Origin of the sequence: Comamonas faecalis (assembly GCF_039538025.1) — a bacterium.
GTDB classification, from domain to species: domain Bacteria; phylum Pseudomonadota; class Gammaproteobacteria; order Burkholderiales; family Burkholderiaceae_C; genus Comamonas_C; species Comamonas_C faecalis.
Genome location: NZ_BAABBP010000010.1, coordinates 54789 through 79220, shown reverse-complemented (window position 1 = coordinate 79220; position 24432 = coordinate 54789). Strand labels below are relative to the sequence as shown.

24 protein-coding genes, 1 other RNA gene and 1 pseudogene are annotated in these 24432 nt (G+C 67.8%); 18 read left to right on the top strand and 8 right to left on the bottom strand.

Annotated features, from left to right (window positions below):
* The first annotated feature begins 84 nt into the window (after positions 1-84).
* The 3 genes and pseudogenes from ABD767_RS07565 (at position 85) to ABD767_RS07555 (ending at position 2728) form a co-directional block, all read left to right on the top strand.
* Positions 85-1131 carry an ATP-binding cassette domain-containing protein gene (locus ABD767_RS07565; RefSeq protein ID WP_103043721.1) on the top strand — a complete coding sequence of 349 codons (1047 nt, stop codon included), beginning with the start codon at positions 85-87 and terminating at the stop codon, positions 1129-1131.
* Positions 1132-1143: 12 nt separating this feature from the next.
* Entirely contained in the window at positions 1144-1809 is a 666-nt protein-coding gene (locus tag ABD767_RS07560) for a methionine ABC transporter permease MetI (RefSeq protein ID WP_103043720.1), read from the top strand.
* A gap of 118 nt (positions 1810-1927) precedes the next feature.
* Positions 1928-2728 (top strand): annotated as a pseudogene (locus ABD767_RS07555) (MetQ/NlpA family ABC transporter substrate-binding protein).
* Positions 2729-2803: 75 nt separating this feature from the next.
* On the opposite strand, the gene ABD767_RS07550 reads toward ABD767_RS07555, so the two are convergent.
* The gene (locus ABD767_RS07550) at positions 2804-4231 is read right to left on the bottom strand and encodes an MFS transporter (RefSeq protein ID WP_344869066.1); all 1428 of its coding nucleotides are present in this window, start codon (positions 4229-4231) and stop codon (positions 2804-2806) included.
* A 115-nt stretch (positions 4232-4346) separates the two neighbouring features.
* The gene (locus ABD767_RS07545) at positions 4347-4997 is read right to left on the bottom strand and encodes an NAD(P)H-dependent oxidoreductase (RefSeq protein WP_103043718.1); all 651 of its coding nucleotides are present in this window, start codon (positions 4995-4997) and stop codon (positions 4347-4349) included.
* A 135-nt stretch (positions 4998-5132) separates the two neighbouring features.
* Here ABD767_RS07545 and ABD767_RS07540 point away from each other — a divergent pair, with 135 nt between their 5' ends.
* From ABD767_RS07540 to ABD767_RS07515, 6 genes are all read left to right on the top strand, one after another.
* Positions 5133-6053: a LysR substrate-binding domain-containing protein gene (locus ABD767_RS07540; protein ID WP_103043717.1), complete on the top strand. Its 921-nt coding sequence runs from the start codon at positions 5133-5135 to the stop codon at positions 6051-6053.
* Between the two features lie 118 nt (positions 6054-6171).
* On the top strand, positions 6172-7170 hold the full coding sequence (locus tag ABD767_RS07535) for a sulfate ABC transporter substrate-binding protein (RefSeq protein ID WP_103043716.1): 999 nt from the start codon (positions 6172-6174) through the stop codon (positions 7168-7170).
* A 42-nt stretch (positions 7171-7212) separates the two neighbouring features.
* The gene (gene cysT, locus ABD767_RS07530; RefSeq protein ID WP_103043715.1) at positions 7213-8085 is read left to right on the top strand and encodes a sulfate ABC transporter permease subunit CysT; all 873 of its coding nucleotides are present in this window, start codon (positions 7213-7215) and stop codon (positions 8083-8085) included.
* Positions 8082-9026, top strand: coding sequence for a sulfate ABC transporter permease subunit CysW (gene cysW / locus ABD767_RS07525; protein ID WP_103043714.1), 945 nt, complete (start codon positions 8082-8084; stop codon positions 9024-9026). The genes cysT and cysW overlap by 4 nt, the downstream gene beginning before the upstream one ends.
* A 37-nt stretch (positions 9027-9063) precedes the next feature.
* A complete protein-coding gene (locus ABD767_RS07520; RefSeq protein ID WP_103043713.1) occupies positions 9064-10218 on the top strand; it encodes a TOBE-like domain-containing protein in 1155 nt (384 codons plus the stop codon).
* 57 nt (positions 10219-10275) lie between these two features.
* Positions 10276-10779, top strand: a complete 504-nt coding sequence (locus ABD767_RS07515; protein ID WP_103043712.1) for a disulfide bond formation protein B — start codon at positions 10276-10278, stop codon at positions 10777-10779.
* 74 nt (positions 10780-10853) lie between these two features.
* Here ABD767_RS07515 and ABD767_RS07510 read toward each other — a convergent pair whose 3' ends face one another.
* The 5 genes from ABD767_RS07510 to lptF all read right to left on the bottom strand — a co-directional run bounded on the left by ABD767_RS07510 (position 10854) and on the right by lptF (position 15576).
* On the bottom strand, positions 10854-11207 hold the full coding sequence (locus ABD767_RS07510; protein ID WP_103043711.1) for a tRNA-binding protein: 354 nt from the start codon (positions 11205-11207) through the stop codon (positions 10854-10856).
* A 5-nt stretch (positions 11208-11212) separates the two neighbouring features.
* Positions 11213-12364, bottom strand: a complete 1152-nt coding sequence (locus tag ABD767_RS07505) for a methionine aminotransferase (RefSeq protein WP_103043710.1) — start codon at positions 12362-12364, stop codon at positions 11213-11215.
* A 2-nt stretch (positions 12365-12366) separates the two neighbouring features.
* On the bottom strand, positions 12367-13308 hold the full coding sequence (locus ABD767_RS07500) for a CysB family HTH-type transcriptional regulator (RefSeq protein ID WP_103043709.1): 942 nt from the start codon (positions 13306-13308) through the stop codon (positions 12367-12369).
* A 73-nt stretch (positions 13309-13381) separates the two neighbouring features.
* The gene (lptG, locus tag ABD767_RS07495) at positions 13382-14485 is read right to left on the bottom strand and encodes an LPS export ABC transporter permease LptG (RefSeq protein WP_103043760.1); all 1104 of its coding nucleotides are present in this window, start codon (positions 14483-14485) and stop codon (positions 13382-13384) included.
* Complete coding sequence (gene lptF / locus ABD767_RS07490; protein WP_103043708.1) at positions 14482-15576, bottom strand: LPS export ABC transporter permease LptF; 1095 nt, start codon at positions 15574-15576, stop codon at positions 14482-14484. The genes lptG and lptF overlap by 4 nt, the downstream gene beginning before the upstream one ends.
* A 120-nt stretch (positions 15577-15696) precedes the next feature.
* Between lptF and ABD767_RS07485 the strand changes: the two genes are divergently transcribed.
* From ABD767_RS07485 to ABD767_RS07475, 3 genes are read left to right on the top strand one after another with little or no spacing between them, the layout of a single operon-like run.
* Positions 15697-17268 (top strand): leucyl aminopeptidase, encoded by a 1572-nt coding sequence (locus tag ABD767_RS07485; RefSeq protein WP_103043707.1) that lies wholly within the window; start codon positions 15697-15699, stop codon positions 17266-17268.
* A gap of 14 nt (positions 17269-17282) precedes the next feature.
* Positions 17283-17723, top strand: coding sequence for a DNA polymerase III subunit chi (locus ABD767_RS07480; RefSeq protein ID WP_103043706.1), 441 nt, complete (start codon positions 17283-17285; stop codon positions 17721-17723).
* On the top strand, positions 17720-18226 hold the full coding sequence (locus tag ABD767_RS07475) for a hypothetical protein (RefSeq protein WP_344869055.1): 507 nt from the start codon (positions 17720-17722) through the stop codon (positions 18224-18226). Before ABD767_RS07480 ends, ABD767_RS07475 begins: the two co-directional genes overlap by 4 nt.
* On the opposite strand, the gene ABD767_RS07470 is transcribed toward ABD767_RS07475, so the two are convergent.
* Positions 18195-19202, bottom strand: coding sequence for an NAD(P)-dependent oxidoreductase (locus ABD767_RS07470; RefSeq protein ID WP_103043704.1), 1008 nt, complete (start codon positions 19200-19202; stop codon positions 18195-18197). The genes ABD767_RS07475 and ABD767_RS07470 overlap by 32 nt on opposite strands.
* Positions 19203-19488: 286 nt before the next feature.
* On the opposite strand from ABD767_RS07470, the gene ABD767_RS07465 reads away from it, so the two are divergent.
* From ABD767_RS07465 to ssrA, 6 genes are all read left to right on the top strand, one after another.
* Positions 19489-21189, top strand: coding sequence for a long-chain fatty acid--CoA ligase (locus ABD767_RS07465; protein ID WP_344869052.1), 1701 nt, complete (start codon positions 19489-19491; stop codon positions 21187-21189).
* A gap of 56 nt (positions 21190-21245) precedes the next feature.
* Complete coding sequence (locus ABD767_RS07460) at positions 21246-21995, top strand: 2OG-Fe dioxygenase family protein (protein WP_103043702.1); 750 nt, start codon at positions 21246-21248, stop codon at positions 21993-21995.
* An 80-nt stretch (positions 21996-22075) separates the two neighbouring features.
* Entirely contained in the window at positions 22076-22516 is a 441-nt protein-coding gene (locus ABD767_RS07455; RefSeq protein ID WP_103043701.1) for a universal stress protein, read from the top strand.
* 46 nt (positions 22517-22562) lie between these two features.
* Positions 22563-23276 carry a bifunctional 2-polyprenyl-6-hydroxyphenol methylase/3-demethylubiquinol 3-O-methyltransferase UbiG gene (gene ubiG, locus ABD767_RS07450; protein ID WP_103043700.1) on the top strand — a complete coding sequence of 238 codons (714 nt, stop codon included), beginning with the start codon at positions 22563-22565 and terminating at the stop codon, positions 23274-23276.
* Complete coding sequence (gph, locus tag ABD767_RS07445) at positions 23273-23950, top strand: phosphoglycolate phosphatase (RefSeq protein WP_103043699.1); 678 nt, start codon at positions 23273-23275, stop codon at positions 23948-23950. Before ubiG ends, gph begins: the two co-directional genes overlap by 4 nt.
* Positions 23951-23962: 12 nt before the next feature.
* Positions 23963-24341, top strand: a transfer-messenger RNA (tmRNA) gene (gene ssrA / locus ABD767_RS07440).
* Positions 24342-24432 lie beyond the last annotated feature (91 nt).

Genomic DNA, 24432 nt, shown 5'->3' with positions numbered 1-24432 from the left:
ATTGCCGGCGCTTTGTCGATGGCCCGTCTTTCCTCTGCCCCGGCCGCGCGGGCCGTCCTGCGCGCCGCGGCATTGTCACCATCCATGATCGATCTCAAGGGTATTACCCAGATTTACCAGGGCCCGCAAGGCCCGGTCGAGGCTTTGCGCGGCGTCGACCTGCACATCGCGCCGGGCGAGGTGTTCGGCATCATCGGGCGCTCGGGTGCGGGCAAGAGCTCGCTGGTGCGTGTGATCAACCTGCTCAACCGGCCCACGCGCGGCACCGTGACGGTGCACGGGCGCGAGCTGACGCAGCTGCAGGGCGCCCAGCTGCGCCAGGCGCGGCGCGAGATCGGCATGGTGTTCCAGCACTTCAACCTGTTGTCGTCGCGCACCGTCTACGACAACGCGGCGCTGCCGCTGGAGCTGGCCGGCATGAGCGCGGCGCAGATCCGCGAGCGCATCTCACCGCTGCTCGACCTGGTGGGCCTGGCGCATCTGGCAGACCGCTATCCGGCGCAGATCAGCGGCGGGCAGAAACAGCGCGTGGGCATTGCCCGAGCGTTGGCCAGCCGCCCCAAGGTGCTGCTATCCGACGAGGCGACCAGTGCGCTCGACCCCGAGACGACGCGCTCCATCCTGGATCTGCTGCGGCAGGTGAACCGCGACCTGGGCGTGACCGTGGTCTTGATCACGCACCAGATGCAGGTGGTCAAGCAGATTGCCGACCGCGTGGCGGTGATGGAGGCCGGGCGCATCGTCGAGATGGGCTCGGTCATCGACGTGTTCACCCGCCCGCGCGAGGACATCACCAAGAGCCTGATCGACGAGATCGTGCCGCAGGAACTGCCCGCCAGCGTGCTGGCGCGCGTGCGCCAGCTGGCCGCGCGGCTGGCGCCGGGGCAGTCGGGGCAGCTGCTGCGCCTGTCGTATGCGGGCGAGCAGGCGTACGAGCCCATCCTGTCGCACCTGATCCGCGAGCTGGGGCTGGATCTGTCCATCCTGCACGGGCAGATCGACGAGATCCAGGAGCAGACGTTTGGCTCGCTGGCGGTCTACGCCAGCGGCGCAATGGCGCATATCGGCGCGGCAATCGACTACCTGCGCATCCAGGGCGTGCAGGTTCGCACGGTCGAAGTGGGTGCATAGGGGGAGCGGCAGATGTTCGAGAATTTTTCCGCAATGATGCTGGAGCTGTTTGCCGTCTCGCTGTGGGAGACGGTGCTGATGGTCGGCCTGTCGGGCGTGATCGGCGGCCTGGTCGGCATTCCGCTGGGCGTGTTTCTGCGGCTCACCGACGCGGGCGGAATTCTGGCCCACCGGCCGTTCAACGCGGTCGTCGGCGGCATCGTCAACGCGGTGCGCTCCACGCCCTTCATCATTCTGCTGGTGGCCATCATTCCGTTCACGCGGTTGATCACCGGCACCTCGATCGGCACCTGGGCTGCCGTCGTGCCGCTGACGCTGGCGGCTGCGCCCTTCATCGCGCGTTTGGTCGAGACCGCGTTGCGCGAGGTGGACAACGGCCTGGTCGAGGCAGCGCAGTCGATGGGCGCGAGTACCTGGCAGATCGTCTGGAAGGTGCTGCTGCCCGAGGCGCTGCCGGGCATCGTCGCGGGCCTGACCATCAGCTTCGTCAGCCTGACCGGCTACTCGGCCATGGCCGGCGCCGTGGGCGGCGGCGGCCTGGGCGACCTGGGCATCCGTTACGGCTACCAGCGCTTTCTGCCCGACGTGATGCTGGCCGTCGTCGTGATCCTGATCGTCTTCGTGCAGATCATCCAGAGCTTTGGCGATTGGGCGGTGCGCCGGCTGTCGCACCGCTGAGGCGGCTGCCTCCACATTTGCTTATCACCAAACGGTCTGATCCTGGCACGGTTTCGGGCCGGCGCGGCGCCTATCATGGGCGTCGTTTTGGTTGTGATTGAACGAGAAAGGCACAGACGTGATTTCCAAACGAACCCTGCTGCAGTCGGGCCTGGCGCTGGCCCTGGCTTCGGGCCTGTCCCTGGGCGCCGTGGCGTAGGACAGGACGCTCAAGATCGGCGTGACCGCCGGCCCGCACGCGCAGATCATGGAGCAGGTCAAGAAGGTGGCCGCCGGCGAGGGGCTGAACATCCAGATCATCGAGTTCAGCGACTACGTGCAGCCCAACGCCGCGCTGGCCGCCGGAGACCTGGATGCCAACAGCTACCAGCACAAGCCCTATCTGGACGCGCAGGTCAAGGATCGCGGCTACCCGTTCGCCGTCGCGTTCAATACGGTCAACTTCCCGATCGGGCTGTACTCCAAGAAGATCAAGAAGCTCGCCGACCTGAAGGAAGGCGCGCGCTTTGGCATCCCCAACGACCCGACCAACGGCGGGCGCGTTTTGCTGCTGCTGCAGGCGCAGGGGCTGATCAAGCTCAAGGACGGCGCGGGGCTGAAGGCCACGCCGCTGGACGTGGTGAGCAACCCCAGGAAGCTCAAGTTCATCGAGCTGGACGCCGCCCAGCTGCCGCGCTCGCTCGACGACCTGGACGCCTCGGCGATCAACACCAACTTTGCGATCTCGGCCGGGCTCAACCCCAAGACCGACGCGATCGCGATGGAAGCGGCCGACAGCCCCTACGTCAACATCATGGTGGTGCGCCAGGCCGACCTGGACAAGCCCTGGGTGGCGCAACTGCGCAAGGCCTACCAGAACGACACGATTGCGAAGTTCATCAACGAGCAGTTCAAGGGCTCGGTGCTGGCGGGGTGGTGAGACGCCGACGGATGTAGCGCTGACTACGGACGTGATGTGGGGTCGCGCGATGCGGCCCTTTGTTTTTTAACCCATCTACCACGCGCCATGGTGCTCCGGAATGCGGCGTATCAGCGGCAGGCAGACCAGCAGCAGCGCCGCGACGCCCGCGTAGACCCAGGCCTGGCCGCTGCCCGGGGTGGCGGAGTGGGCCAGCACGGCGGTGGCCAGCGAGATCACGACGATGGTGCCGGCCTGAAAGCACAGAGAGCGCAGGCCGGCGATCGATGAGGATTGCTCCGGCGCCAGTTGCAGCCCGGCGTTGCGGCTGGCCGGGTTGACCACGCCGGCGCCGACGCCGACGATCAGCGCCGCCGCGGTGAGCCAGCCGTGCGCGCCCAGGCCCCAGGGTGGCGCCAGCGCCACCAGCACCATGCCCAGCGCGCTGAGCGTGCCGCCCAGGTACAGCGGCGCGCGGTAGCCGGTGCGCCGCAGTACCGCAGTGGCCAGCGTCGACATGGTGATGGAGGCGGCGCCCTGCGCCATCAGCAGCGTGCCCGCGTCCAGCGCGTCCATGCCGTAGCGGTTGGTGGCGTACAGCGGCAGCAGCACCATGGAGCCGATGGTGATGCCGCCGTAAATCATGTTGACCAGGTTGACCGCGCCAAAGCCCGTGCCGTGCACCAGGCGCGGCGCGATGAAGGGCTCGGGCGTGCGGTCGATATGGCGCAAAAACCACCAGCCGCAGGCCAGCGCCACGGCGGCCAGCGCCAGCAGCTGCAGAGGCGATAGCGGCATATGGTGCTCGCCCAGAAAGCTGGTGACCAGCATGCCGGCCAGCAGCGCCACGGCCAGCAGCACCATGCCCAGGCGATCCAGCGGCGGCGCGGCCTTGAGTTGCAGTGGCGGGTCGCGCGGGATGTAGCGCAGCGACAGCGCCAGCACCGCCAGGCCCAGTGGCAGATTGACGAAGAACACGCCGCGCCAGCTCCAGTAGTTGACGAACAGGCCGCCAAAAATCGGGCCGATCATCGCGCCGATCGGGAAGATGCTGCCGAACAGCCCGACCGCGCGGTCGCGCGCGTCGCCAAAGTGGTCGACCACGATGCCTGTGGCCGACGGCGTGAAGCCGGCGCCGCCGGCGGCCTGCAGCGCGCGCAGCGCCACCAGCACCACGATGTTGCTGGTCAGCCCGCACAGCAGCGATGCGATGGTGAAGACGACGACCGACCCCAGGAATACCCGCCGGCGACCGTAGCGCTCGCTCATGCGCCCGCTGATGGGCAGCATCAGCACGAAGCCGAAGGCATAGGCGGTGATGGTCCAGCCGGCCCAGTTGACGCTGGTGTCCAGATCCTGCTGCAGCGCGTGCAAGGCGGTTGCCACGATGGTCGAATCCACCGACATCATCAACAGCGCCAGCGAGACGATGCAAAACACCAGTACCCGGCGCACCGGGGGCTGACCGCCTGCCGCAGGGGCGCCGTCTGTCGGGCTGGGTCCGGGCATTTCGCTGTCGTTCATAGGCTGATGGTAAGCACGCGGCATGGGCCGTGCCGTCCTGCGGTCTTTGCGCTGCCGCGCCCATGAAAAAGCCAGCCCGGCGGGCTGGCTTGCTGGCGGGTAAGGCCAATGATTTTTACGCGACCTCGGCCATCTGCTCCTGGTTGGCGGCCTGCGGCTTGACGAGTTGATCGACCGTGCCCAGCGCCTTGGCAATCGCCTGCTCGCGCTCCTGCGCGCCCAGAGCCGTGCCTTCGATACGCACGATGCGCACGTCGGTCACGCCGAAGAAACCCAGAATGGTCTGCAGATAGGTTTCCTGGTGCTCGCGTGCGCGGCCCTCCTCGGTGGTCGAGTAGATGCCGCCGCGGCTGAGCGCCACGATCACGGTCTTGCCGCCGGCCAGGCCTTCGGGGCCGTTGGCGGTGTAGCGGAAGGTGCGTCCCGGCTGGGCGATGCGGTCGATCCAGGCCTTGAGCTGCGTCGGGATGCTGAAGTTGTACAGCGGCGCGCCGATCACCACGACGTCGGCGGCCAGGAACTGCGACACCAGCTGCTCGGACAGGGCGTTCTCGCGCAGCTGCGCTTCGGTGAAGCCATCGGTCTGGCCGGTGCGCGGCGACATGGCGTCCATGGTCAGGTGCGCCGGCGCATCTTTCACCAGATCCAGGTGCTCGACCTGTCCCGTCGGGTGGGTCTTGTGCCATGCGTTGGCGATGGCCTGGGTGATTTGACGGGAGACCGATTGTTCGCCGGTGATGGCCGAGTCGATGTGCAGCAGTTTCATGAAAGCTCCTGAAAAACAAGACGCCCCGAAGGGCGGGAGGATGTTGCGATGCAGCAATTATCGATTGGCTTTGAATTGGTGATAAGCACGTGAAATTGTGATTGATTGTTCTGCAGGTAGGACAATAATGCGGCCATGCAGGATCTCAACGACATGTATTACTTTGCCGAGGTGGCCGAGCGCGGAGGCTTTGCCGCTGCCGGGCGCGCGCTGGGCATCCCGAAGTCGCGGTTGTCGCGCCGCATCTCCGAGCTGGAGTCGCGCCTGGGCGCACGGCTGCTGCAGCGCACCACGCGCCAGCTGTCGCTGACCGACGCCGGGCGGCTGTTTCTGCAGCACTGCCTGACGGTGCGCGAGGCGGCGCAGGCCGGCCACGACGCGGTGACGCAGGTGCAGTCAGAGCCCCGCGGGCTGCTGCGCGTGACCTGCCCGGTCACGCTGGCGCAGACGGTGCTGGGCGAGCTGATGCCGCTGTATCTGCAGCGTTGCCCCGAGGTGCGCGTGCAGATGGAGGTGAACAACCGCCCGGTCAACGTCGTCGAGGAGGGCGTTGACATTGCACTGCGCGTGCGCAGCTCGTTGGACGACAGCGCCAGCCTGGTCGTCAAGCGGCTTGACGTTGCGCGCCAGGTGCTGGTGGCCAGCCCGCAGCTGCTGGAGCGCCAGGGCACGCCCATCACGCTGCAGGAGCTGGCGCAGATGGACAGCATTGCCTCCTCCAGCCAGGACGGCCAGGCCAGTTGGGAGCTGGTGGGCCCGCATGGCGCGCCGCAGACGGTGCGCCACAGCCCGCGTTACGTGGTCGACGACCTGCTGACGCTCAAGTTTGCCGCGCTGGCGGGCACCGGCGTGGGCATGCTGCCCGACTACATGTGTCACGAGGAGATGGCCGACGGTCGCCTGCTGCGCGTGTTGCCGCTGTGGTCGCCGCCCCAGGGCATCGTGCACGCGGTGTTCGCCACGCGCCGCGGGTTGGCGCCGTCGGTGCGCTCCTTTCTGGACTTTCTGGGCGAGACCATGCCCGGGCGCAACAGCCTGGCTGCATCCGCTGGGTGATGGCGCGGCCAGGGTTTCATATTCGAATCGAACATAAACAAACAAAAATACAGTCGTTTGAGTTTTGAAGCGCGCTTCGCACAATCGCTGCATTCCTTTTGACTGCATGCGATCTGTGATGAAAAAACACCTTCTCTCCACCGCCGTTGCCGCCTTTGCGCTCACCCTGGCCGGCTCCGTCCTGGCGCAGGACAAGCTGCTCAACGTCTCCTACGACGTGGCGCGCGAGTTCTACAAGGACTACAACCAGGCCTTCGTCGCCCACTACAAGAAGACGACCGGCAAGGACGTGAAGATCGACCAGTCGCACGCCGGCTCCAGCGCCCAGGCGCGCGCGGTCAACGACGGCCTGGAGGCCGACGTCGTGACCTTCAACACCACGACCGATGTGCAGTTCCTGGCCGACAAGGGAGTCGTTGCCAAGGACTGGGCCAGCAAGTTCCCGCACGACGCGGCGCCCACCGCGTCGACCATGCTGTTCCTGGTGCGCCATGGCAACCCCAAGAACATCCAGGACTGGAAGGATCTGGTGCGCCCGGATGTGAAGGTCGTCGTGGTCAACCCCAAGACCGGCGGCAACGGCCGCTACGCCTACCTGGCTGCCTGGGGCAGCGTGCGTGAGCAAGGCGGCGACGACACCCAGGCCAGGGACTTCGTGACCCAGGTATTCAAGAACGTGCAGGTGCTGGCCAAGGGCGGGCGCGACGCGACGGCCACCTTTTTGCAGCGCGGCGTGGGCGACGTGCTGATCACCTTCGAGTCCGAGGTGGTGTCGGTCGAGCGTGAATTCGGCAAGGGCAAGGTCGACGCGATCTACCCGTCGGTGAGCATCACCGCCGAGAACCCGGTGGCCGTCGTCGAGCGCACGGTCGCCAAGCGCGGCTCGGGCGAGCTGGCAAAGGCCTATTTGGACTATCTGTACTCGGACGAAGCGCAGGAGATTGCCGCCAAGCACGCCGTGCGCCCGCGCTCCGAGGCCATCCTCAAGAAGCACCAGGACCAGTTCAAGCCGATCACGCAGTTCGCGGTCTCCAAGTACTTCGGCAGCCTGAGCGAGGCGCAGAAGGTGCACTTCAACGACGGCGGCTTGTTCGACCAGATCTACCAGGCGCAATAAGGCCGCGCGCGGCTGATACGGCTTGATTACAGGTTTTTTGCCATGGGTACTTTGACATGGGGCGGCGGCCGTGCCGTGGGCGCGCGCCCGCGGGGGCGGCGCGCCTTGCCCGGTTTCGGGCTCACGCTGGGCTACACGGTGTTCATGCTCAGCGTCGTCGTGCTGGTGCCGCTGGTCGCGCTGGTGGCGCTGTCCTCCAGCCTGACCTGGCAGGAGTTCTGGCAGGCGGTGAGCGCACCGCGCGTGCTGGCGGCCTATCGGCTGACGTTTGGCGCGTCTCTGCTGGCGGCGGGCATCAACCTGGTCGTCGGCCTGCTGCTGGCCTGGGTGCTGGTGCGCTATGACTTTCCGGGCAGGAAGCTGGTCGACGCGCTGGTCGACCTGCCTTTTGCCCTGCCCACGGCGGTGGCCGGCATTGCCCTGACCACGCTGCTGGCGGGCAACGGCTGGGTGGGCCAGTACCTGGAGCCGCTGGGCATCAAGCTGGCGTTCGAGCCGGCGGGCGTTGTCGTGGCGCTGGTCTTCATCAGCCTGCCCTTCGTCGTGCGCACGGTGCAGCCGGTGCTGCAGGACAGCGAGGCCGAGCTGGAAGAGGCCGCCACCAGCCTGGGCGCGTCGCGCTTGCAGGTCTTCGTGCACGTGCTGCTGCCGGGCATTGCGCCGGCGCTGCTCACCGGTTTTGCGATGGCGTTTGCGCGTGCTTTGGGTGAGTACGGCTCGGTCATCTTCATCGCGGGCAACGTGCCCATGGTCTCGGAAATCGTGCCTCTCATCATCATAGGCAAGCTGGAGCAGTACGACATTGCCGGCGCCACCGCGGTGGCCTGCGTGATGCTGGTGATCTCGTTCGCCATGCTGTTGGTGATCAACGCGCTGCAGTCCTGGCAGCGCAAACGCACGGGGATGACCGCATGAGCCGCGCCGCCGCTTCTTCGCCGGGCGCGCGCGCCACGACCGAGCCGCGCTGGGTGCGCTGGCTGTTGATTGCGCTGGCGCTGACCTTTGTGTTGCTGTTCCTGGTGCTGCCGCTGGCCGCAGTGTTCGCCGAGGCGCTGCGCCAGGGCTGGGCCGCCTACCTGGCCGGCCTGGCCGATCCGGACGCGCTGGCCGCCATCCGCCTGACGCTCATCACCGCGGCAATTGCCGTGCCGCTGAACCTGGTGTTCGGCGTGGCCGCCGCCTGGTGCGTGGCCAAGTTCGAGTTCCGCGGCAAGTCCCTGCTGGTGACGCTGATCGACCTGCCGTTCTCCATCTCGCCGGTCGTCGCCGGCCTGATGTACGTGCTGGTCTTTGGCGCCAACGGCTGGTTCGGCCCCTGGCTGGCCGCGCACGACCTGAAGGTGATTTTTGCGGTGCCCGGCATCGTGCTGGCAACGCTGTTCGTCACCTTCCCCTTCGTCGCGCGCGAGCTGATCCCGCTGATGCAGGCCCAGGGCAACGACGAGGAATTGGCCGCCACCGTGCTGGGCGCCAGCGGCTGGCAGACCTTCTGGCACGTCACGCTGCCCAACATCAAGTGGGGGCTGCTGTACGGCGTCATCCTGTGCAATGCGCGGGCCATGGGCGAGTTCGGTGCGGTGTCGGTGGTCTCGGGCCACATCCGCGGCCAGACCAACACCATTCCGCTGCACGTGGAGATTCTCTACAACGAATACCAGTCGGTGGCAGCCTTTGCTGCGGCCTCGCTGCTGGCGCTGCTGGCGCTGGTAACGCTGGCGATCAAGACCGTGGCCGAGTTCAAGGCTGCGCAGCAGCTGGCGGCCGTCGACCTGCCGCCGGAAAACCCCCATGCACAGGCGCAGCCCGACACGGCAGCGCCCCAGAACGGCGCCGCGCGCTGGGTGGCTGCTGCCTGAGTGGCGGCCACGCATACCCATTGAAAGGCTCAAGAGCATGAGCATCGAAATTCGCCATATCGACAAGCACTTCGGGCGCTTTCACGCGCTCAAGGACGTGAACCTGGACATCGCCTCGGGCGAGCTGGTGGCGTTGCTGGGGCCGTCGGGCTGCGGCAAGACCACGCTGCTGCGCATCATTGCGGGACTGGAGCAGCCGGACGCCGGCAGCATCCACTTCAGCGGGCGCGACCAGACGCCGGTGCATGTGCGCGAGCGCGGCGTGGGCTTTGTGTTCCAGCACTACGCGCTGTTCAAGCACATGAGCGTGTTCGAGAACGTCGCGTTCGGCCTGCGCATGAAGCCGCGGCGCGAGCGCCCGAGTGAAGCGCAGATCCGCGCCCGCGTGATGGAGCTGCTCACGCTGGTGCAGCTGGACTGGGTGGCCGACCGCTTTCCCTCGCAGCTGTCGGGCGGCCAGCGCCAGCGCATTGCGCTCGCGCGGGCGCTGGCCGTCGAGCCGCAGGTGCTGCTGCTGGACGAGCCCTTTGGCGCGCTGGACGCCAAGGTGCGCAAGGACCTGCGCCGCTGGCTGCGCCGCCTGCACGACGAGCTGCACGTGACCAGCATCTTCGTGACGCACGACCAGGAGGAGGCCATGGAGGTGGCCGACCGCGTCGTCGTGATCAACCAGGGCCGCATCGAGCAGCAGGGCACGCCGCAGGAGGTGTGGAACCACCCGGCCAGCCCCTTCGTCTACGGCTTTCTCGGTGACGTCAACCTGTTCCGGGGCCGCGCCCAGGACGGACGCATGGTGCTGGACGACGGCCACACGCTGGCCGGCACGCAGCTGGCAATGCCAACTTCGGGCGAAGGGGCGCAGCAGGGCGAGGTACTGGACGCGCTGGCCTATGTGCGCCCGCACGAGCTGGACGTGGCGCGGCCCGCCGCCCAGGGCGCCGAGGCGGCGGCCGGCGGCGGCCGGGGCATCCTCGCGCAGCTGGATCGTGCCATCGTCGTCGGCGGCATGGCGCGGTTGGAACTCATTGCGCAAAGCGCGTACAAAGACGAGGACAATACGCAGGCTGGCACGCTGATCGAGGCGCAGATCCCGGCGCAGCAGTTCCACGACATGGAGCTGCGCGAGGGCGAGACCCTGGTCGTGACCCCCAGGCGTGCCACTGTCTTTCTCGATTACGGCGCGGGCATCTGACACGGGTGAAGCCTTCATCCCCAGGGGCCCGCAGCCGGTCCCTGCCAAGGATTTTCTGTGTTGAACTGGATCTTGAACGCGCCGCGGCGCACGCTGGCGCTGATCAGCCTGGCCTGCTTCGCCATGCTGGGCTTTGCGCTGTACCTGCAGCATGTGGTGGGGCTTGAGCCCTGCCCGATGTGCATCGTGCAGCGCTATGCGCTGGTGCTGCTGGCGGTGCTGGCGCTGCTGGGCAGCCTGCGGCCGTCGCGCGCGTGGTGGATGGGTGCCAGCGTGCTGGCCATCGCGGCGTGCGGGCTGGGCGCCTTCACCGCCGCGCGCCAAAGCTGGCTGCAGTGGTTTCCGCCCGAGATCGTCACCTGCGGGCGCGACTTCTACGGACTGGTCGAGCGCTACCCGATCAGCCGCGCCATCCCGATGATCTTCCGCGGCTCGGGCGACTGCTCGGCGATTGATTGGACCTTTCTGGGTGGCTCGATCGCCAACTGGTCGTTCCTGTGGTTCGTCGCGTTCGCGCTGGTGCTGGTGGCGTTGCTCGTGCGCGGCCTGCGCCGCGCCTGATACGGTTTCGCCTTCAAACGTATAACTGCGTTGGTTCGCCTTGTTCTGCGCTTGAATACAAAACCGTATGAGAGCTACAGCAGCCGGGTGCCCAGCGGCACTTCGCCGTCGGGCACGCACAGCACGACGGCGCCTTGCGCGTCGTGAAAGCCGGTCACCAGGCATTCGGACATGATGGGTCCGATTTGCTTGGGCGCAAAGTTGACCACGGCCACCACCAGCCGTCCGACCAGGTCTTCGGGCTGGTACAGCGCGGTGATCTGCGCGCTCGATTTCTTCACGCCCAGCTCCGGGCCGAAGTCCACGTGCAGGATGTAGGCGGGTTTGCGCGCCTGGGCGAATACCTCGGCCGAGACCACACGGCCCACGCGCAACTGCACGCGGGTGAAGTCGTCCCAGGCGATCGTCGGCGGCGCGGTGTCGGTCATGCCACTCACAGCCTGCGCAGCCGCTCGATGGCCGCGCGCAGCGTCTCGTCCTTCTTGGCGTAGCAAAAACGGACCACGCGCTGGTCGAACCCGTCGCCGTAGAAGGCCGACAGTGGAATCGCGGCCACGCCCACCTCGCGGGTCAGCCATTGGCAGAAGTCGGCCTCGCCCAGGTCGCTGACGGCCGAGATGTCCACGCACTGGAAATAGCTGCCCTGGCTGGGCAGCAGGCGCAGGCGCGAGCCTTCCAGCCCCTGGCGGAACAGGTCGCGCTTGGCCTGGTAGAACGCGGGCAGCTGCAGATAGGGCGTGGGGTCGGCCAGGTAGCGCGCCAGGCCATGCTGCATCGGCGTGTTCACGGTGAACACGTTGAACTGGTGCACCTTGCGAAATTCCACCGTCAGGGCGGCGGGCGCGGCCACCGTGCCCACCTTCCAGCCGGTGACGTGAAAGGTCTTGCCGAAGCTGGAGACGATGAAGGCGCGCTCGGCCAGGCCCGGGTAGCGCGCCGCGCTGCAATGCGGCGCGCCGTCGTACACCATGTGCTCGTACACCTCGTCGCTGATGAGCAGCACGTCGGTGGGCGCCAGCAGCGCCTCGAGCTGGCGCATCTCGGCGTCGCTCCAGACGGTGGCGCTGGGGTTGTGCGGGCTGTTGACGATGATGAGGCGTGTGCGCGGCGTGATGGCCGCGGCGATGCGCGCAAAGTCGGGGCGGAAGGTTCCGGGCGTCAGCGGCACGCGCACTACGCGACCGCCGGCCAGCTCGATGTTGGGCACGTAGCTGTCGTAGCAGGGATCGAGCACGATGACCTCGTCGCCCGGCTGCACGCAGCACAGCACCGCGGTCAGGATGGCCTGGGTCGCGCCGGCGGTGATGGTGATCTCGTGCTCGGCGTCATAGCTGCGCCCGTACAGCGCCGCCGTCTTGTCCGCCACCGCCTGGCGCAGTGCAGGAATGCCGGCCATCGGCGGGTACTGGTTGTGGCCCTCGCGCATGGCCTGGGTGACCGCGTCGACCAGCGCCGGGGCGCAGGCGAAGTCCGGAAAGCCCTGGCCCAGGTTGACGGCCTGGTGCTCGGCGGCGAGCGCCGACATGACGGTGAAGATGGTGGTGCCCACGTCGGGCAGGCGGCTGGGGAAGGCGGGGGTGGTCATGTTTACAGCTCGTAGTCGTTGACGTGGCCGTCCATTGCGCGGTCGATCAGGTCGCGGTTCAGGCGGTCGCTGATCAGCTCGGCAAACTTGTAGACGAAGTTGCGCAGGTAGGCGCCGCGCTTGAGCGCCACGCGCGCCACGTTGGTGCCGAACAAATGGCTCAACGGGCGCATCACCAGGTCGCCTGCGGGCGCCTCGCGCATCGCCATCTCGGCAATGATGCCCACGCCCAGGCCCAGGCGCACATAGGTCTTGATGACGTCCGAGTCGATGGCTTCGAGCACCACGTTGGGTTGCAGCTTGCGCGTTGCGAACGCCTGGTCGATCTTGCTGCGCCCGGTGAACGAGGGGTGGTAGGTGATCAAGGCCTCGTGCGCCAGGTCGTCCAGGCTCACGCGCTCCTTGGCCGCCAGCGGGTGCGCGGCCGGCACGATCAGCACGTGCTGCCACTCGTAGCAGGGCAGCGTCACCAGGTCGGGGTAGTCGGCCAGCGACTCGGTGGCCATGCCGATCTCGGCGGCCTCGTCCAGCACCATGCGCGCCACCTCGTGCGGCGTGGCCTGGTGCAGGCTGATGTTGACCTTGGGGTAGATCTCGCGCAGGCGCGCCACCGCTGGCGGCAGCACGTAGCGCGCCTGGGTGTGCGTGGTGGCGATCGACAGCGTGCCGCTGTCCTGCGCGCTGTACTGCTCGCCGATGCGCCGCAGGTTGCCTACCTCGCGCATGATCAGTTCGATGCTGCGCAGCACATGCTGGCCCGGCTCGGTGATGCGCTTGAGCCGCTTGCCGTGGCGCGCGAAGATGTCGATGCCCAGCTCGTCTTCCAGCTCGATGATGGCCTTGGAGACGCCCGGCTGCGAGGTGTGCAGCGCCTTGGCGGCTTCGGTCAGATTGAGGTTGCGCCGCGCGGCTTCCTGGACAAAGCGGAATTGGTGAAGGTTCATAACCAAACAAAAATAACGATTGCTTTAATTATGCGTTATCCATCTAACGAATGCAGCATGCAGCCATACGCCGCTATCGTCGCAGCACCAGCCAGCCAAAGGCCGCCAGCGACAGCGCGGTGTAGATCAACCCCGGCGCGGCCGCGGTCAGCCAGGGCGACCAGTTCTGCAGGTTGCCGGCAAAGCCGAAGACGTTGTTGAGCAAGAAGAAGCTGATGCCGGCCATCACGCCGCCGAACACATAGCCGGCAATACCGCCCGAGCGAAAGTGCAGATAGGCGAACGGCAGCGCCAGCACCACCATGACCAGGCAGCTCAAGGGGTAGAACACCTTGCGCCAGAACTCGATCTCGTAGCGCTGCGCCGCCTGGCCGTTGGCCTGCAGGTGGCGGATGAAGCCGTACAACTCGATGGTGGCCATCTTGTCGGGCTTGACCACGGCGGCCGCCACCATGCCGGCCGAGATGCGGCTGGGCCAGTCCCACTGCGCGTCCTGGCTGCGCTGCACCCGCAGCTGGTCGCCGCCGGCGGGTACCAGGGTGGTGCGCGTGACCTGCTTGAGCTGCCAGTGGTCGCTGGCCACGTCGCCCTCGGCGGCCTTCAGCGTCTGCGCCAGGCGGCCCTGGCCGTCGAACTCGAACACCTGGATGCCGCGCATGTGGCCCTCGGCCGTGATGCTGCGTACGTTCACGGCCAGCGAATGCTCGCCCTGGCGCTCCTTGAGCCAGGCGCCGGTGGCGCCGCTGCTCAGCGGCCCCGAGCTGCTGGACTGCACCAGCTGCGCGGCGCGCTCGGTGGCCGGCGCCACGTAGTCGCCCACGACGAAGGTCAGCACCGTGAAGCCAAGGCCCAGCAGCAAGAGCGTGCCAAGCGCCCGCCCCGGGCCCAGGCCGCTGGTGCGCAGGATGGTGAATTCCGAGCTTTGCGCCAGCCGCGCCATCACGAAGATGGTGCCGATCAGCACCGTGATGGGCAGCAGCTCGTAGACATGCTGTGCCTGGCGCATCGCCACGTAGAGCAGGGCGTGCGAGACCGGGTAGACCTGCGCGCCCAGGCGGGCCACGCGGCGCATCTCGTCGACCATGTCGAAAAAGAAGAACAGCGCGATGAAGGCCAGCGTGGCAAAACCCACGCCGACGAGCACTTCGCGAAAAATCCAGCGGCGTACCGTCTTCATGCGGCGCTCCTGCGGCGCCACGGCATGCGCGGCGACCAGCGGTTGTGGCGCGCTGCCAGCACCAGAAGGCCCAGCGCCAGCACGCCACCGTGCAGCAGCGCCATGAACGACGCAAGGCTCAGGCGCCCCGCGCCCACCCAGCTCTGGCCCACGGTCATCAGGTTGTAGTAGACGACGAAGGTCAGCAGTGCAAACATCAGGCCGGTGCTGCGCCCGGCGCGCGGGTTGGCGCTGGCCACGGCCAGGCCCAGCACGACGAAGTTGAGCACCGCGGCCATCAGCCCCAGGCGCCAGCCCAGCTCGGCGCGCAGCACTGGCTGGTCGGCGTGCAGCAGTTGCAGCGAGTCGATGGTGCGCACGCCGCCGTCGCTGCGGCTGGCGCTGCCGCCCGGGTCGATGCGTGTGCGGTATTCGTCAAACGTGCTCACGCGCAGCTGGGAGCCGTCGTTGGCGGCCTGCATGCGTTCGCCGTTGTAGAGCACGACCGTGCGCTCGCCGTCGATCATGCGCAGGCGCGCGCTCTGCGCCGAGGTCACGGTCTCGCTGCCGGCGTCGCGCGTGGCGATGAAGACGTTGTTGGCCGCGTCGGCGCCGGGCGTCTCGCGGTCGATGAAGAACACGCGCGAGCCGTCCGACGACTCCTGGAACTCGCCCGGCGCAATGCGGTCGATGTCGCCGCGCTGCTCGTACTGCTGGCGCAGCTCGTCGATCTGACGGTTGGACCAGGGCCACACGCCCAGCGCCAGCACGCCCACGGCCAGCATGATGGGCGCGGCAAAGCGCAGCATGGGCGCGAGCAGCCGCGCCAGGCCCTGGCCGGCGGCAAACCAGATCGCCATCTCGCTGTCGCGGTACATGCGCGACAGCGTGCCGACGACGGCGATGAAAAGGCTCAGGCTCAAGATGGTCGGCAACTGCCCGAGCACGGTGTAACCCATGATCAGGATCACATCCGAGGGGCCGACGTTGCCGCGCGCGGCCTGGCCCAGCGTGCGGATCAGCATCATGGTCATCACCACGGTGACGAGCACGACCAGGGTGGCGCCAAAGCCGCGCGAGAGCTCCTTGCGCAAGGATGAATCGAATAACATTGACTGGCTCGACACGGCTGCGCGCGTCCTGCGTCAGGGCAGCGCCCGCAACCGCCGGGGCACTGCCGCACGCCTTGCGGCAGCGTTTTTTGTACGGAATTCAAAAGGAAAGCGCCGATTATGAACTTTGAACTCAAGCCCATGGCGCTTGCCGATGCCGCGGCCCACCCATGCGACGCGCTGCTGGTGCTGGTCAGCGATGACTTCGCCGCGCAGATGGATCCTCTGTCGTCGCTGGCGGCGCTGGCGCTCAAGCACAAGGACTGGAAAACCCAGGCCGGCAAGCAGCTGGCGCTGTACGCGCCGCCGGGCATCGCGGCGCGCCGCGTGCTGCTGCTGGGCTGCGGCAGCGGCGACGCGCGCGGCGTGCAGCAGGCGCTGCAGGGCTGCGCCGGCGTGTTGCAGGACGGCGCCGTCGCGCGCGCAGCCGTCGTCTTTGCCTGGGAGCCCGCGCCGCAGGCCGTGGCCGCCGCGGTGCGCGAGGCGGCAGCTGCCAGCTACATCTACACCGCCACGACCACCAAGACCGAGCCGCGGGCGCTCTCGCGCGTGAGCGTGGGCGCTTCCAACGCCAGGACTGCCGCGGTGCGCACCGCGTTCGACGCGGCGGTCGCAGTCGCCCAAGGCGTGGAGTTCGCTCGCGAATGGGCCAACCGCCCGGCCAACCACGCCACGCCCACCGCACTGGGCAAGGCCGCCAGGGCGCTGGCCAAGGCGCCGGGCCTGCGCTGCCGCGTGCACGGGCCAGCCGAGGTGGCCAAGCTGGGCATGGGCGCGTTCCAGGCGGTGGCGCAAGGCTCGGCCGAGCCGCTGCAGTTCATCGAGCTGCACTACAGCGGCGCCGATGCCAAGGACGCGCCCGTCGTGTTGGTGGGCAAGGGCATCACGTTCGACACCGGCGGCATCTCGCTCAAGCCCGCCGCCGAGATGGACGAGATGAAATACGACATGGGCGGCGCCGCCAGCGTGCTGGGCACCTTCCAGGCGCTGGCGCTGCTGCGCCCGCGCATCAACGTCGTCGGCCTGATTGCCGCCTGCGAGAACATGCCCGACGGCCGCGCGGTCAAGCCCGGCGACGTGGTCACCAGCATGGACGGCCAGACCATCGAAATTCTCAACACCGACGCCGAAGGCCGCCTGGTGCTGTGTGACGCGCTGGCCTATGCCAAGCGCTTCAAGCCAGCAGCGGTGGTCGACATCGCCACGCTCACCGGCGCCTGCGTGATCGCGCTGGGCGCTCTGCGCAGCGGCATGTACGCCAGCGACGACGCGCTGGCGCGGCAGCTGGCCGACGCCGGCGACGAGGCGCTGGATCTGTGCTGGCGCATGCCGCTGGACGAGGACTACGCCCAGGGCTTGAAGAGCCGGTTTGCCGACGTGGCCAACGTCGCGGGCCGTCCGGCGGGCTCGATCACCGCGGCCAAGTTTTTGCAGCGCTTCGTCGGCGACGCGCCGTGGGCGCACCTGGACATTGCCGGCTCGGCCTGGAAGAGCGGCGCCGCCAAGGGCGCGACGGGCCGCCCGGTCGGCCTGCTGGTGCACTACCTGCTGGGTCTGGCGGGACAGGAGGGCACTCGGGCCAAGAAGGCGCCCGCCAAGCCCACGGCCAAAGCCGCCGCCAAAAAGACCGCCGCCGACAAGGCCAAGGCCGCGCCGGCCAAGGCCACGCGCCGCCCGCGCAAGACCGTCTGAAGCGCGCGCAAGCCATGACCGAGGTGGTGTTCCATTTCAACGTGCCTGACCGGCGCATCTACGCCTGCCGTTACGCGCGCAAGTCGCTGCGCAACGGCGCGGGCCTGGCCATCACTGGCAGCGAGGCCGACCTGCAGTGGCTGGAGCGCACGCTGTGGGAGATGGCGCCCACCGACTTCGTCGCCCACTGCCTGGACGACGCGCCGCCCGACGTGGTGCGCGCCTCGCCCATCGTGCTGGTGCGCGACCCGAGCGCCTGGGGTGAGCGTGGCCAGCTGCTCAACCTGGGCCAGCAGATCCCGGACGGTTTTACGCAGTACGAGCGGCTGGTCGAGGTCGTGAGCCAGGGTGACGCCGAAGACCGCACCGGCGCGCGCCAGCGCTGGCGCCAGTACCAGGAGCAGGGCCACACCATCACCACCTACGACGTGGCGCCGCGGCGCGATCCGGCATGACCATGGTCGGCAGCAACCCTCCGCCGCCGCGCTTCATCCCGACGCTGACCGAGGTCGTACAGCTGCCGGACGACGCCGTGCTGGCTGTGCCCGTGGTGCCGGATGCGGTTGGCGACGAGCACGGCGACCCGCCGCACGAAGCGCTGCTGGACGAGACCGATATACCCGGCCGTGCGCCGGAACCTGCCTGGGAGTTGGAGTACGAGGCGCCGGCCACCGAGGAGCCGCCATTCGCCGCACCCGCGCAGCAGACCGGCGAGCCACCCGCGCTGCCGGCGCTGAACGAAGAGGCGCTGATCCACCGCGTGATGCAGCGCGTGGACGTACAGCTGCAAGAGCGCATGCAGGCCTCGCTGAACCGGGTGGTGGCCGAGCAGATGCGCCCGCTGCTGGGCCTGCTGCACCAGGAGGTGGAGGCGCTGGTGCGCGAATGCGTCTCGCAGGCCGTTGCCCAGGAGCTGGACGCCGCGCTCAGCGGCGCACCTGCAGCGCCCCCGGATTGACGATGTTGGTCGGCCGCCCCTTGATGAAATTGACCACGTTGTCGAAGGCAGCGCCAAAGTACAGCTCGTAGTTGTCGCGCTCCACATAGCCGATGTGCGGCGTGCAGATGCAGTTTTCCAGCCGCAGCAGCGCGTGGCCCTGCAGGATGGGCTCGCTCTCGAACACGTCGATTGCCGCCATGCCCGGGCGCCCTCGGTTGAGCGCGGTGATCAGGGCATCGTTCTCCAGCAGCTCGGCGCGCGAGGTGTTGACCAGCAGCGCGGTCGGCTTCATGCACGACAGGTCTTCCAGTGTGACCATGCCGCGCGTCGTGTCGGTCAGGCGCAGGTGCAGCGAGATCACGTCGCAGTTGGAAAAAAAATCGCCGCGGTTGCTCGCCGCCTGCAGCCCGTCGGCCAGCGCCCGGGCGCGCGAGGCCTCGCTGCCCCACACGCACACGTTCATGCCGAACGCCCGGCCGTAGCCGGCCACGATCTGGCCAATGCGGCCATAGCCCCAGATGCCCAGCGTCTTGCCGCGCAGCACCATGCCCAGGCCGAAGTTGGGCGGCATTGACGCGGCGCGCAGCCCCGACTGCTGCCACGCGCCGTGCTTGAGGTTGGTGATGTACTGCGGCAGGCGGCGCATCGCCGCCATGATCAGCGCCCAGGTCAGCTCGGCGGGCGCCACCGGAGAGCCCACACCCTCGGCCACCGCAATGCCGCGCTCGGTGCACGTCGCCAGGTCGATGTGGCCGCCCACGCGGCCGGTCTGGGCGATGAGCTTGAGGCGCGGCAGCTTTTCCAGCAGTTGGCGGGGCAGGTGGGTCCGCTCGCGGATCAGCACGATGATGTCCGCGTCGCGCAAGCGCACCGCCAGCTGCCCCAGACCCTTGACGGTGTTGGTATACACCTTGGCCGGGTAGTTCTGCAGGCGCTCGGCGCACTGCAGCTTGCGCACGCTGTCCTGGTAATCGTCGAGGATGATGATGTTCATGCCACTGCCCTACGTGCCGGGCGCCCGTGGGCGCCGCCGTTGCAGCGCCTGGGGGCCGGGCGGCAACGTGAATCAAAAACGCGCATTGTCGTCCATCGTGCGCAAGCAGCCGGCTTCGCGCCGTTGCGCGGACACTCGCTTACAAAAAATGCAGTCCGCATGCCGCCCCGCGGCGCCCGTCGGCCCGTCACATGCGGGACTGCGCACTGGGACTGTTCCCGATGCCCGTCGGCGAACCTGCTCCTACGCTGGGTGCCGGTTTTTGTTCCCTGTCCTGGAGTCTGTCTTGACCCGCCCCCATTACGCCTTCTGGCCCGCGCGCCTGCCCCACGCCATCACTACCCCCGCCACCTCGCTGTGGTTCAACGTCGCCGTCAACGCCTGGCGCTACCCGGACAAGGCAGCGCTGGTGTTCATGGGGCGCGAGACCAGCTACCGCCAGCTGCACGACGAGGCCGAGCGCCTGGCCGCGCAGCTGGCCGCCTGGGGCGTGGGCAAGGGTGACCGGGTGCTGCTGTACATGCAGAACTGCCCGCAATGGGTGGTGGCGCACTTCGCCATCCTGCGCACCAACGCGGTGGTCGTGCCGGTCAACCCAATGAACCGGGCGCAGGAGCTGCGGCACTACATTGAGGACAGCGAGGCGCGCGTGGCCATCACCACCGCCGACCTGGCCGGCGAGATGGCCAAGGCCAGCGATGCACTGCCGGCCGACCAGCGGCTCACCCACCTGCTGGCCAGCCAGTACACAGACGCCTTCGACCCGCAGGCGCTCGAGGCGGGCGACATGCCCGCCGCCTGGCAGGACTGGCTGTGCACCCAGCACCCGCTGCCGGCATTACAGGGTGGCCAGGCCCATGCCTGGGCCGACGCGCTGGCATTCAGTGGCGCCGCGCCGGCACACGATGCAGGCCCCGACGACCTGGCCGTACTGCCCTACACCAGCGGCACCACCGGCCTGCCCAAGGGCTGCATGCACCCGCACCGCAGCCTGATGCACAACGCGGTGGCCAGCAGCCTGTGGGGCACGGGCTCGTCCGACGGCGTGGCGCTATGCGTAGTGCCGATGTTCCACATCACCGGCATGGTCAGCGTGATGCACGCCACGCTGTACAGCGGCTCCACGCTGGTGCTGATGCCGCGCTGGGATCGCGAACTGGCCGGGCGCCTGATCTCGCGCCACAAGGTGACCGCCTGGACCAACATCCCGACGATGATCATCGACCTGATGGCCAGCCCGAATTTCTCCCAGTTCGACCTGTCCAGCCTGAGGAGCATCGGCGGCGGCGGCGCGGCCATGCCCCAGGCCGTTGCCCAGCGCCTGCAGGATCAGTACGGCCTGCGCTACGCCGAGGGCTACGGCCTGACCGAGACCGCCGCGCCATCGCACAGCAACCCGCCCGACCGTCCCAAGCAGCAGTGCCTGGGCATTCCGTTCATGAGCACCGACGCGCGCGTCGTCGATCCCGAGACGCTCAAGGAGGTGGCCCAGGGCGAGCAGGGCGAGATCGTCGTCTGCGGCCCCGAGGTGTTCGACGGCTACTGGAAGCACCCCGAGGCCACGGCCGCCGCGTTCTTCGAAATGGACGGCAAGCGGTTCTTCCGTACCGGCGACCTGGGCCGCGTGGACGAGGAGGGCTATTTCTTCATCACCGACCGCCTGAAACGCATGATCAACGCCAGCGGCTTCAAGGTCTGGCCGGCCGAGGTCGAGGCACTGATGTTCAAACACCCGGCGGTGCAGGAGGCCTGCGTCATCTCGGCCAGTGACGACTACCGCGGCGAGACCGTCAAGGCCGTCGTCGTGCTGCGAGCGGATCACAAGGGCAAGGTCAGCGAGGAAGACCTCGTCGCCTGGTGCCGCGAGCACATGGCCGTCTACAAGGTGCCGCGCCAGATCCACTTTGCCGACGCGCTGCCCAAGAGCGGCAGCGGCAAGGTGATGTGGCGCACGCTGCAGGAGGCGCAGAACCAGGGCCAACTGTAGGGTGCAGGCGCAGGGTAGGGCGCCGGCGGCGCGCAGCGGCGCTAAGCTCGGCACCCATGGCCTATCCCACTTTTGCCCCTCCTTATGTGCAGCCTGAAGAGGCTGTCGCCCAATTGCGCGAGCGCGGCTTTGCCGTGCTGCAGCCGCACGACACGGCCGCCTGGGCCGGTGTCGCGCTGACCGAACTGCAGCAACTCGCCCCCGACTGGGACGACCTGCCACCTGACGAGCATCTCAAGGACGGCGGGCGCTACCGGCGCCGGCGCCATGCCTGCTTCATCGCCGACGGCACTCAGATCACCCAGGCGCCGGCGCGCGCGCACTGGCAGCCGCTGGAATACAACGCGCTGCACGGCGGCATGCAGCGCTGGTTTGCGCCCATGCAGGCAGCCACGCTGGCGCAGCCGGCCTGGCAGCGGCTGGTGCAGGCCGTGGCTGGCGTGGCGCAGCAGGCGCTGGCCACCCAGCCCGAGCGCTGGTTCATCGAAGCGCACCAGTTCCGCATCGACACCGCCGGCGGCATCGGCCGACCCACGCCCGAAGGCGCGCATCGCGATGGAGTCGACCTTGTGGCCGTCTTCATGGTCGGGCGCCACGGCATCAAAGGCGGCGAGACACGCATCTTCGAGGCCGCCCGCCCCGCCGGCCAGCGCTTCACGCTGACCGACCCCTGGTCGCTGCTGCTGCTGGACGACGCGCGCATGGTGCACGAGACCACGCCCATCCAGCCGCTGCACGAGGGCGGTTGGCGCGACACCCTGGTGCTGACCTGCCGGCGCGGCACTTTTTTGGGCGACGATGGCTGAAAATCAAGGCGGCCACTACGGTGGTCGTGCTAGGGTTGTCACTGTCTCTTCCTCACCCACCACTCTTTCAAGGAGTATTCATGTTCAAGCACATCCTGGTTCCGGTCGACGGCTCTGAAACCGCCATGAAGGCTGTCGCCCGCGCGGCCGCGCTGGCCAAGACCTTTGGCAGCGCCGTCACCGTGCTGTACGTCATTGATCCGTACCCATTCACCGGCGTCGGCGCCGACTTTGCCTATGGCCAGGCGCAGTACCTGAGCGCCGCTACTGCCGAGGCCAATGCGGCGCTGGACACTGCCAAGGAGGCGATCACCCAGGCCGGCGTCGCGCAGGTGGAGACCATGGTGGGCGAGGGCCACGCGGTGCACGACGGCGTGGTGCGTGCCGTCGACAGCGTGGGCGCCGACCTGATCGTCATGGGCTCGCACGGCCGCCGCGGCCTGGAAAAGCTGGTGCTCGGCAGTGTCACCCAGCGCGTGCTGGGCGTCGTGCGCGTGCCCGTGCTGGTCGTGCGCGACTGATCTGCACACCTCCCATGGCCCGCTGTGGCCATGGGAGAATCGACCCATGAGCGAAACCGTCAACGTCGACCCGGCCGAACTGGCCAAATTCTCCGACCTGGCCCACCACTGGTGGGATCCGGACAGCGAATTCCGCCCGCTGCATCAGATCAACCCGCTGCGCCTGGATTGGATCGACCAGCTCGCGCCGCTCAAGGGCTGCACGGTGCTTGATGTCGGCTGCGGCGGCGGCATTCTGGCCGACGCCATGGCACGCAAGGGCGCTCAGGTCACCGGTATCGACCTGGCAACCAAGTCGCTGCGCGTGGCCCAGCTGCACGCGCTGGAGACCGGCACGCCCAATATCAGCTACCGCGAGATCAGTGCCGAGGCGCTGGCCAAGGAAAGCCCGGCCAGCTTCGACACCGTCACCTGCATGGAGATGCTGGAGCACGTGCCCGACCCGCAGTCCATCGTCAGTGCCTGCGCGCAGCTGGTCAAGCCCGGCGGCTGGGTGTTCTTCTCCACCATCAACCGCAACGCCAAGGCTTTTGCCATGGCCATCGTCGCGGCCGAATACCTGCTCAAGCTGCTGCCGCGCGGCACGCACGAATACAACAAGCTGATCCGCCCCAGCGAGCTGGCCCTTGCCTGCCGCAACGCCGGGTTGGATGTGCTGCACACGCGCGGCATGCAGTACAACCCGGTGACCGGCCGCTACTGGCTCGACGGCGACACCAGCGTCAACTACCTGCTGGCTACCCGGCGTCCCGCGGCATGAGGGCCGCTGCCTTCGCCAACATCCGCGCGGTGCTGTTCGACCTAGACGGCACACTGATCGACAGCGCCCCCGACCTGGGCCACGCGGTTGACAGCATGCGCACCGCGCGCGGCCTGCCGTCGCTGCCGCAAGACGTCTACCGCCCCATGGCTGGCATGGGCGCGCGCGGCATGCTGAACGCCGCATTCGACATCACGCCCGAACACCCCGACTTCAATGCGCTGCGCGAAGAGTTCTTCAGCAACTACGAGCGCTGCATCCACGAGCGCACCCAGCCCTTTGGCCATGTACCGCAGATCGTCGACGCCTTGAACCGCCAGCGCCTGCGCTGGGGCGTGGTGACCAACAAGACCCAGCGCTTTGCCTTTCCCATCGTCACGCGCATGGCGTGGTTCCACAGCGCCGGCACCATCATCTGCGGCGACACCACGGCGTATGCCAAGCCGCACCCGGCTCCGCTGCTGGAGGCGGCCGCGCGCATCGGTATCGACGCCAGCCAGTGCGTCTACGTGGGCGACGACGAGCGCGACATCATCGCCGGGCGCGCCGCCGGCATGAAAACCATCGCCGCGCTGTACGGCTACCTGGGCCCGGGCGCCACGCCACGGCAGTGGGGCGCCGACGCACTGATAGAAAACCCGCGCGATCTCTTGAAATTGCTGGGACTGCACTAAAATAGGCGCTATGGGGCTGTCCTGGTTTCGACGTGGGTTCGGAATTGGCGCGGTGCATGTCGAGCTTGAGTGACGCTCGTAAATCTCCATTCATCAAAGTAACTGCAAACGACGAACGTTTCGCACTCGCCGCTTAAACACCGGTGAGCCTTGCAACAGCACGCTGATGGGCTGGGCAAGGGGGTAGCAATACCTCCAGGCTGCAAGGGAATTCACATCAGCTGGCTGCGTGCCGGGTACCTTGGCCCGCAGCGAGATCCAAGGGTACTGGCGGTTCAGGTAGCGTGCGTCTGCGCGACTTGAGCGGCGAGATCCAAATCAGAACGCTAAACATGTAGATCTGTCCAGTAAAGGCTTGCGGACGCGGGTTCAATTCCCGCCAGCTCCACCATCCGCCCAAACAAAGGCCGCCAAGGAATAACTTGGCGGCCTTTTTATTGATAAATCAAGCGCTTGCGCAGCAGGGATGACGAACGCATGCA

Bases quoted from the DNA above. Each gene is read 5' to 3' on its own strand.
- ABD767_RS07565 (WP_103043721.1), top strand. From the start codon at position 85: ATGATCGATCTCAAGGGTATTACCCAGATTTACCAGGGCCCGCAAGGC.
- ABD767_RS07560 (WP_103043720.1), top strand. From the start codon at position 1,144: ATGTTCGAGAATTTTTCCGCAATGATGCTGGAGCTGTTTGCCGTCTCG.
- ABD767_RS07550 (WP_344869066.1), bottom strand. From the start codon at position 4,231: ATGAACGACAGCGAAATGCCCGGACCCAGCCCGACAGACGGCGCCCCT.
- ABD767_RS07545 (WP_103043718.1), bottom strand. From the start codon at position 4,997: ATGAAACTGCTGCACATCGACTCGGCCATCACCGGCGAACAATCGGTC.
- ABD767_RS07540 (WP_103043717.1), top strand. From the start codon at position 5,133: ATGCAGGATCTCAACGACATGTATTACTTTGCCGAGGTGGCCGAGCGC.
- ABD767_RS07535 (WP_103043716.1), top strand. From the start codon at position 6,172: ATGAAAAAACACCTTCTCTCCACCGCCGTTGCCGCCTTTGCGCTCACC.
- cysT (WP_103043715.1), top strand. From the start codon at position 7,213: ATGGGTACTTTGACATGGGGCGGCGGCCGTGCCGTGGGCGCGCGCCCG.
- cysW (WP_103043714.1), top strand. From the start codon at position 8,082: ATGAGCCGCGCCGCCGCTTCTTCGCCGGGCGCGCGCGCCACGACCGAG.
- ABD767_RS07520 (WP_103043713.1), top strand. From the start codon at position 9,064: ATGAGCATCGAAATTCGCCATATCGACAAGCACTTCGGGCGCTTTCAC.
- ABD767_RS07510 (WP_103043711.1), bottom strand. From the start codon at position 11,207: ATGACCGACACCGCGCCGCCGACGATCGCCTGGGACGACTTCACCCGC.
- ABD767_RS07505 (WP_103043710.1), bottom strand. From the start codon at position 12,364: ATGACCACCCCCGCCTTCCCCAGCCGCCTGCCCGACGTGGGCACCACC.
- ABD767_RS07500 (WP_103043709.1), bottom strand. From the start codon at position 13,308: ATGAACCTTCACCAATTCCGCTTTGTCCAGGAAGCCGCGCGGCGCAAC.
- lptG (WP_103043760.1), bottom strand. From the start codon at position 14,485: ATGAAGACGGTACGCCGCTGGATTTTTCGCGAAGTGCTCGTCGGCGTG.
- lptF (WP_103043708.1), bottom strand. From the start codon at position 15,576: ATGTTATTCGATTCATCCTTGCGCAAGGAGCTCTCGCGCGGCTTTGGC.
- ABD767_RS07485 (WP_103043707.1), top strand. From the start codon at position 15,697: ATGAACTTTGAACTCAAGCCCATGGCGCTTGCCGATGCCGCGGCCCAC.
- ABD767_RS07480 (WP_103043706.1), top strand. From the start codon at position 17,283: ATGACCGAGGTGGTGTTCCATTTCAACGTGCCTGACCGGCGCATCTAC.
- ABD767_RS07475 (WP_344869055.1), top strand. From the start codon at position 17,720: ATGACCATGGTCGGCAGCAACCCTCCGCCGCCGCGCTTCATCCCGACG.
- ABD767_RS07470 (WP_103043704.1), bottom strand. From the start codon at position 19,202: ATGAACATCATCATCCTCGACGATTACCAGGACAGCGTGCGCAAGCTG.
- ABD767_RS07460 (WP_103043702.1), top strand. From the start codon at position 21,246: ATGGCCTATCCCACTTTTGCCCCTCCTTATGTGCAGCCTGAAGAGGCT.
- ABD767_RS07455 (WP_103043701.1), top strand. From the start codon at position 22,076: ATGTTCAAGCACATCCTGGTTCCGGTCGACGGCTCTGAAACCGCCATG.
- ubiG (WP_103043700.1), top strand. From the start codon at position 22,563: ATGAGCGAAACCGTCAACGTCGACCCGGCCGAACTGGCCAAATTCTCC.
- gph (WP_103043699.1), top strand. From the start codon at position 23,273: ATGAGGGCCGCTGCCTTCGCCAACATCCGCGCGGTGCTGTTCGACCTA.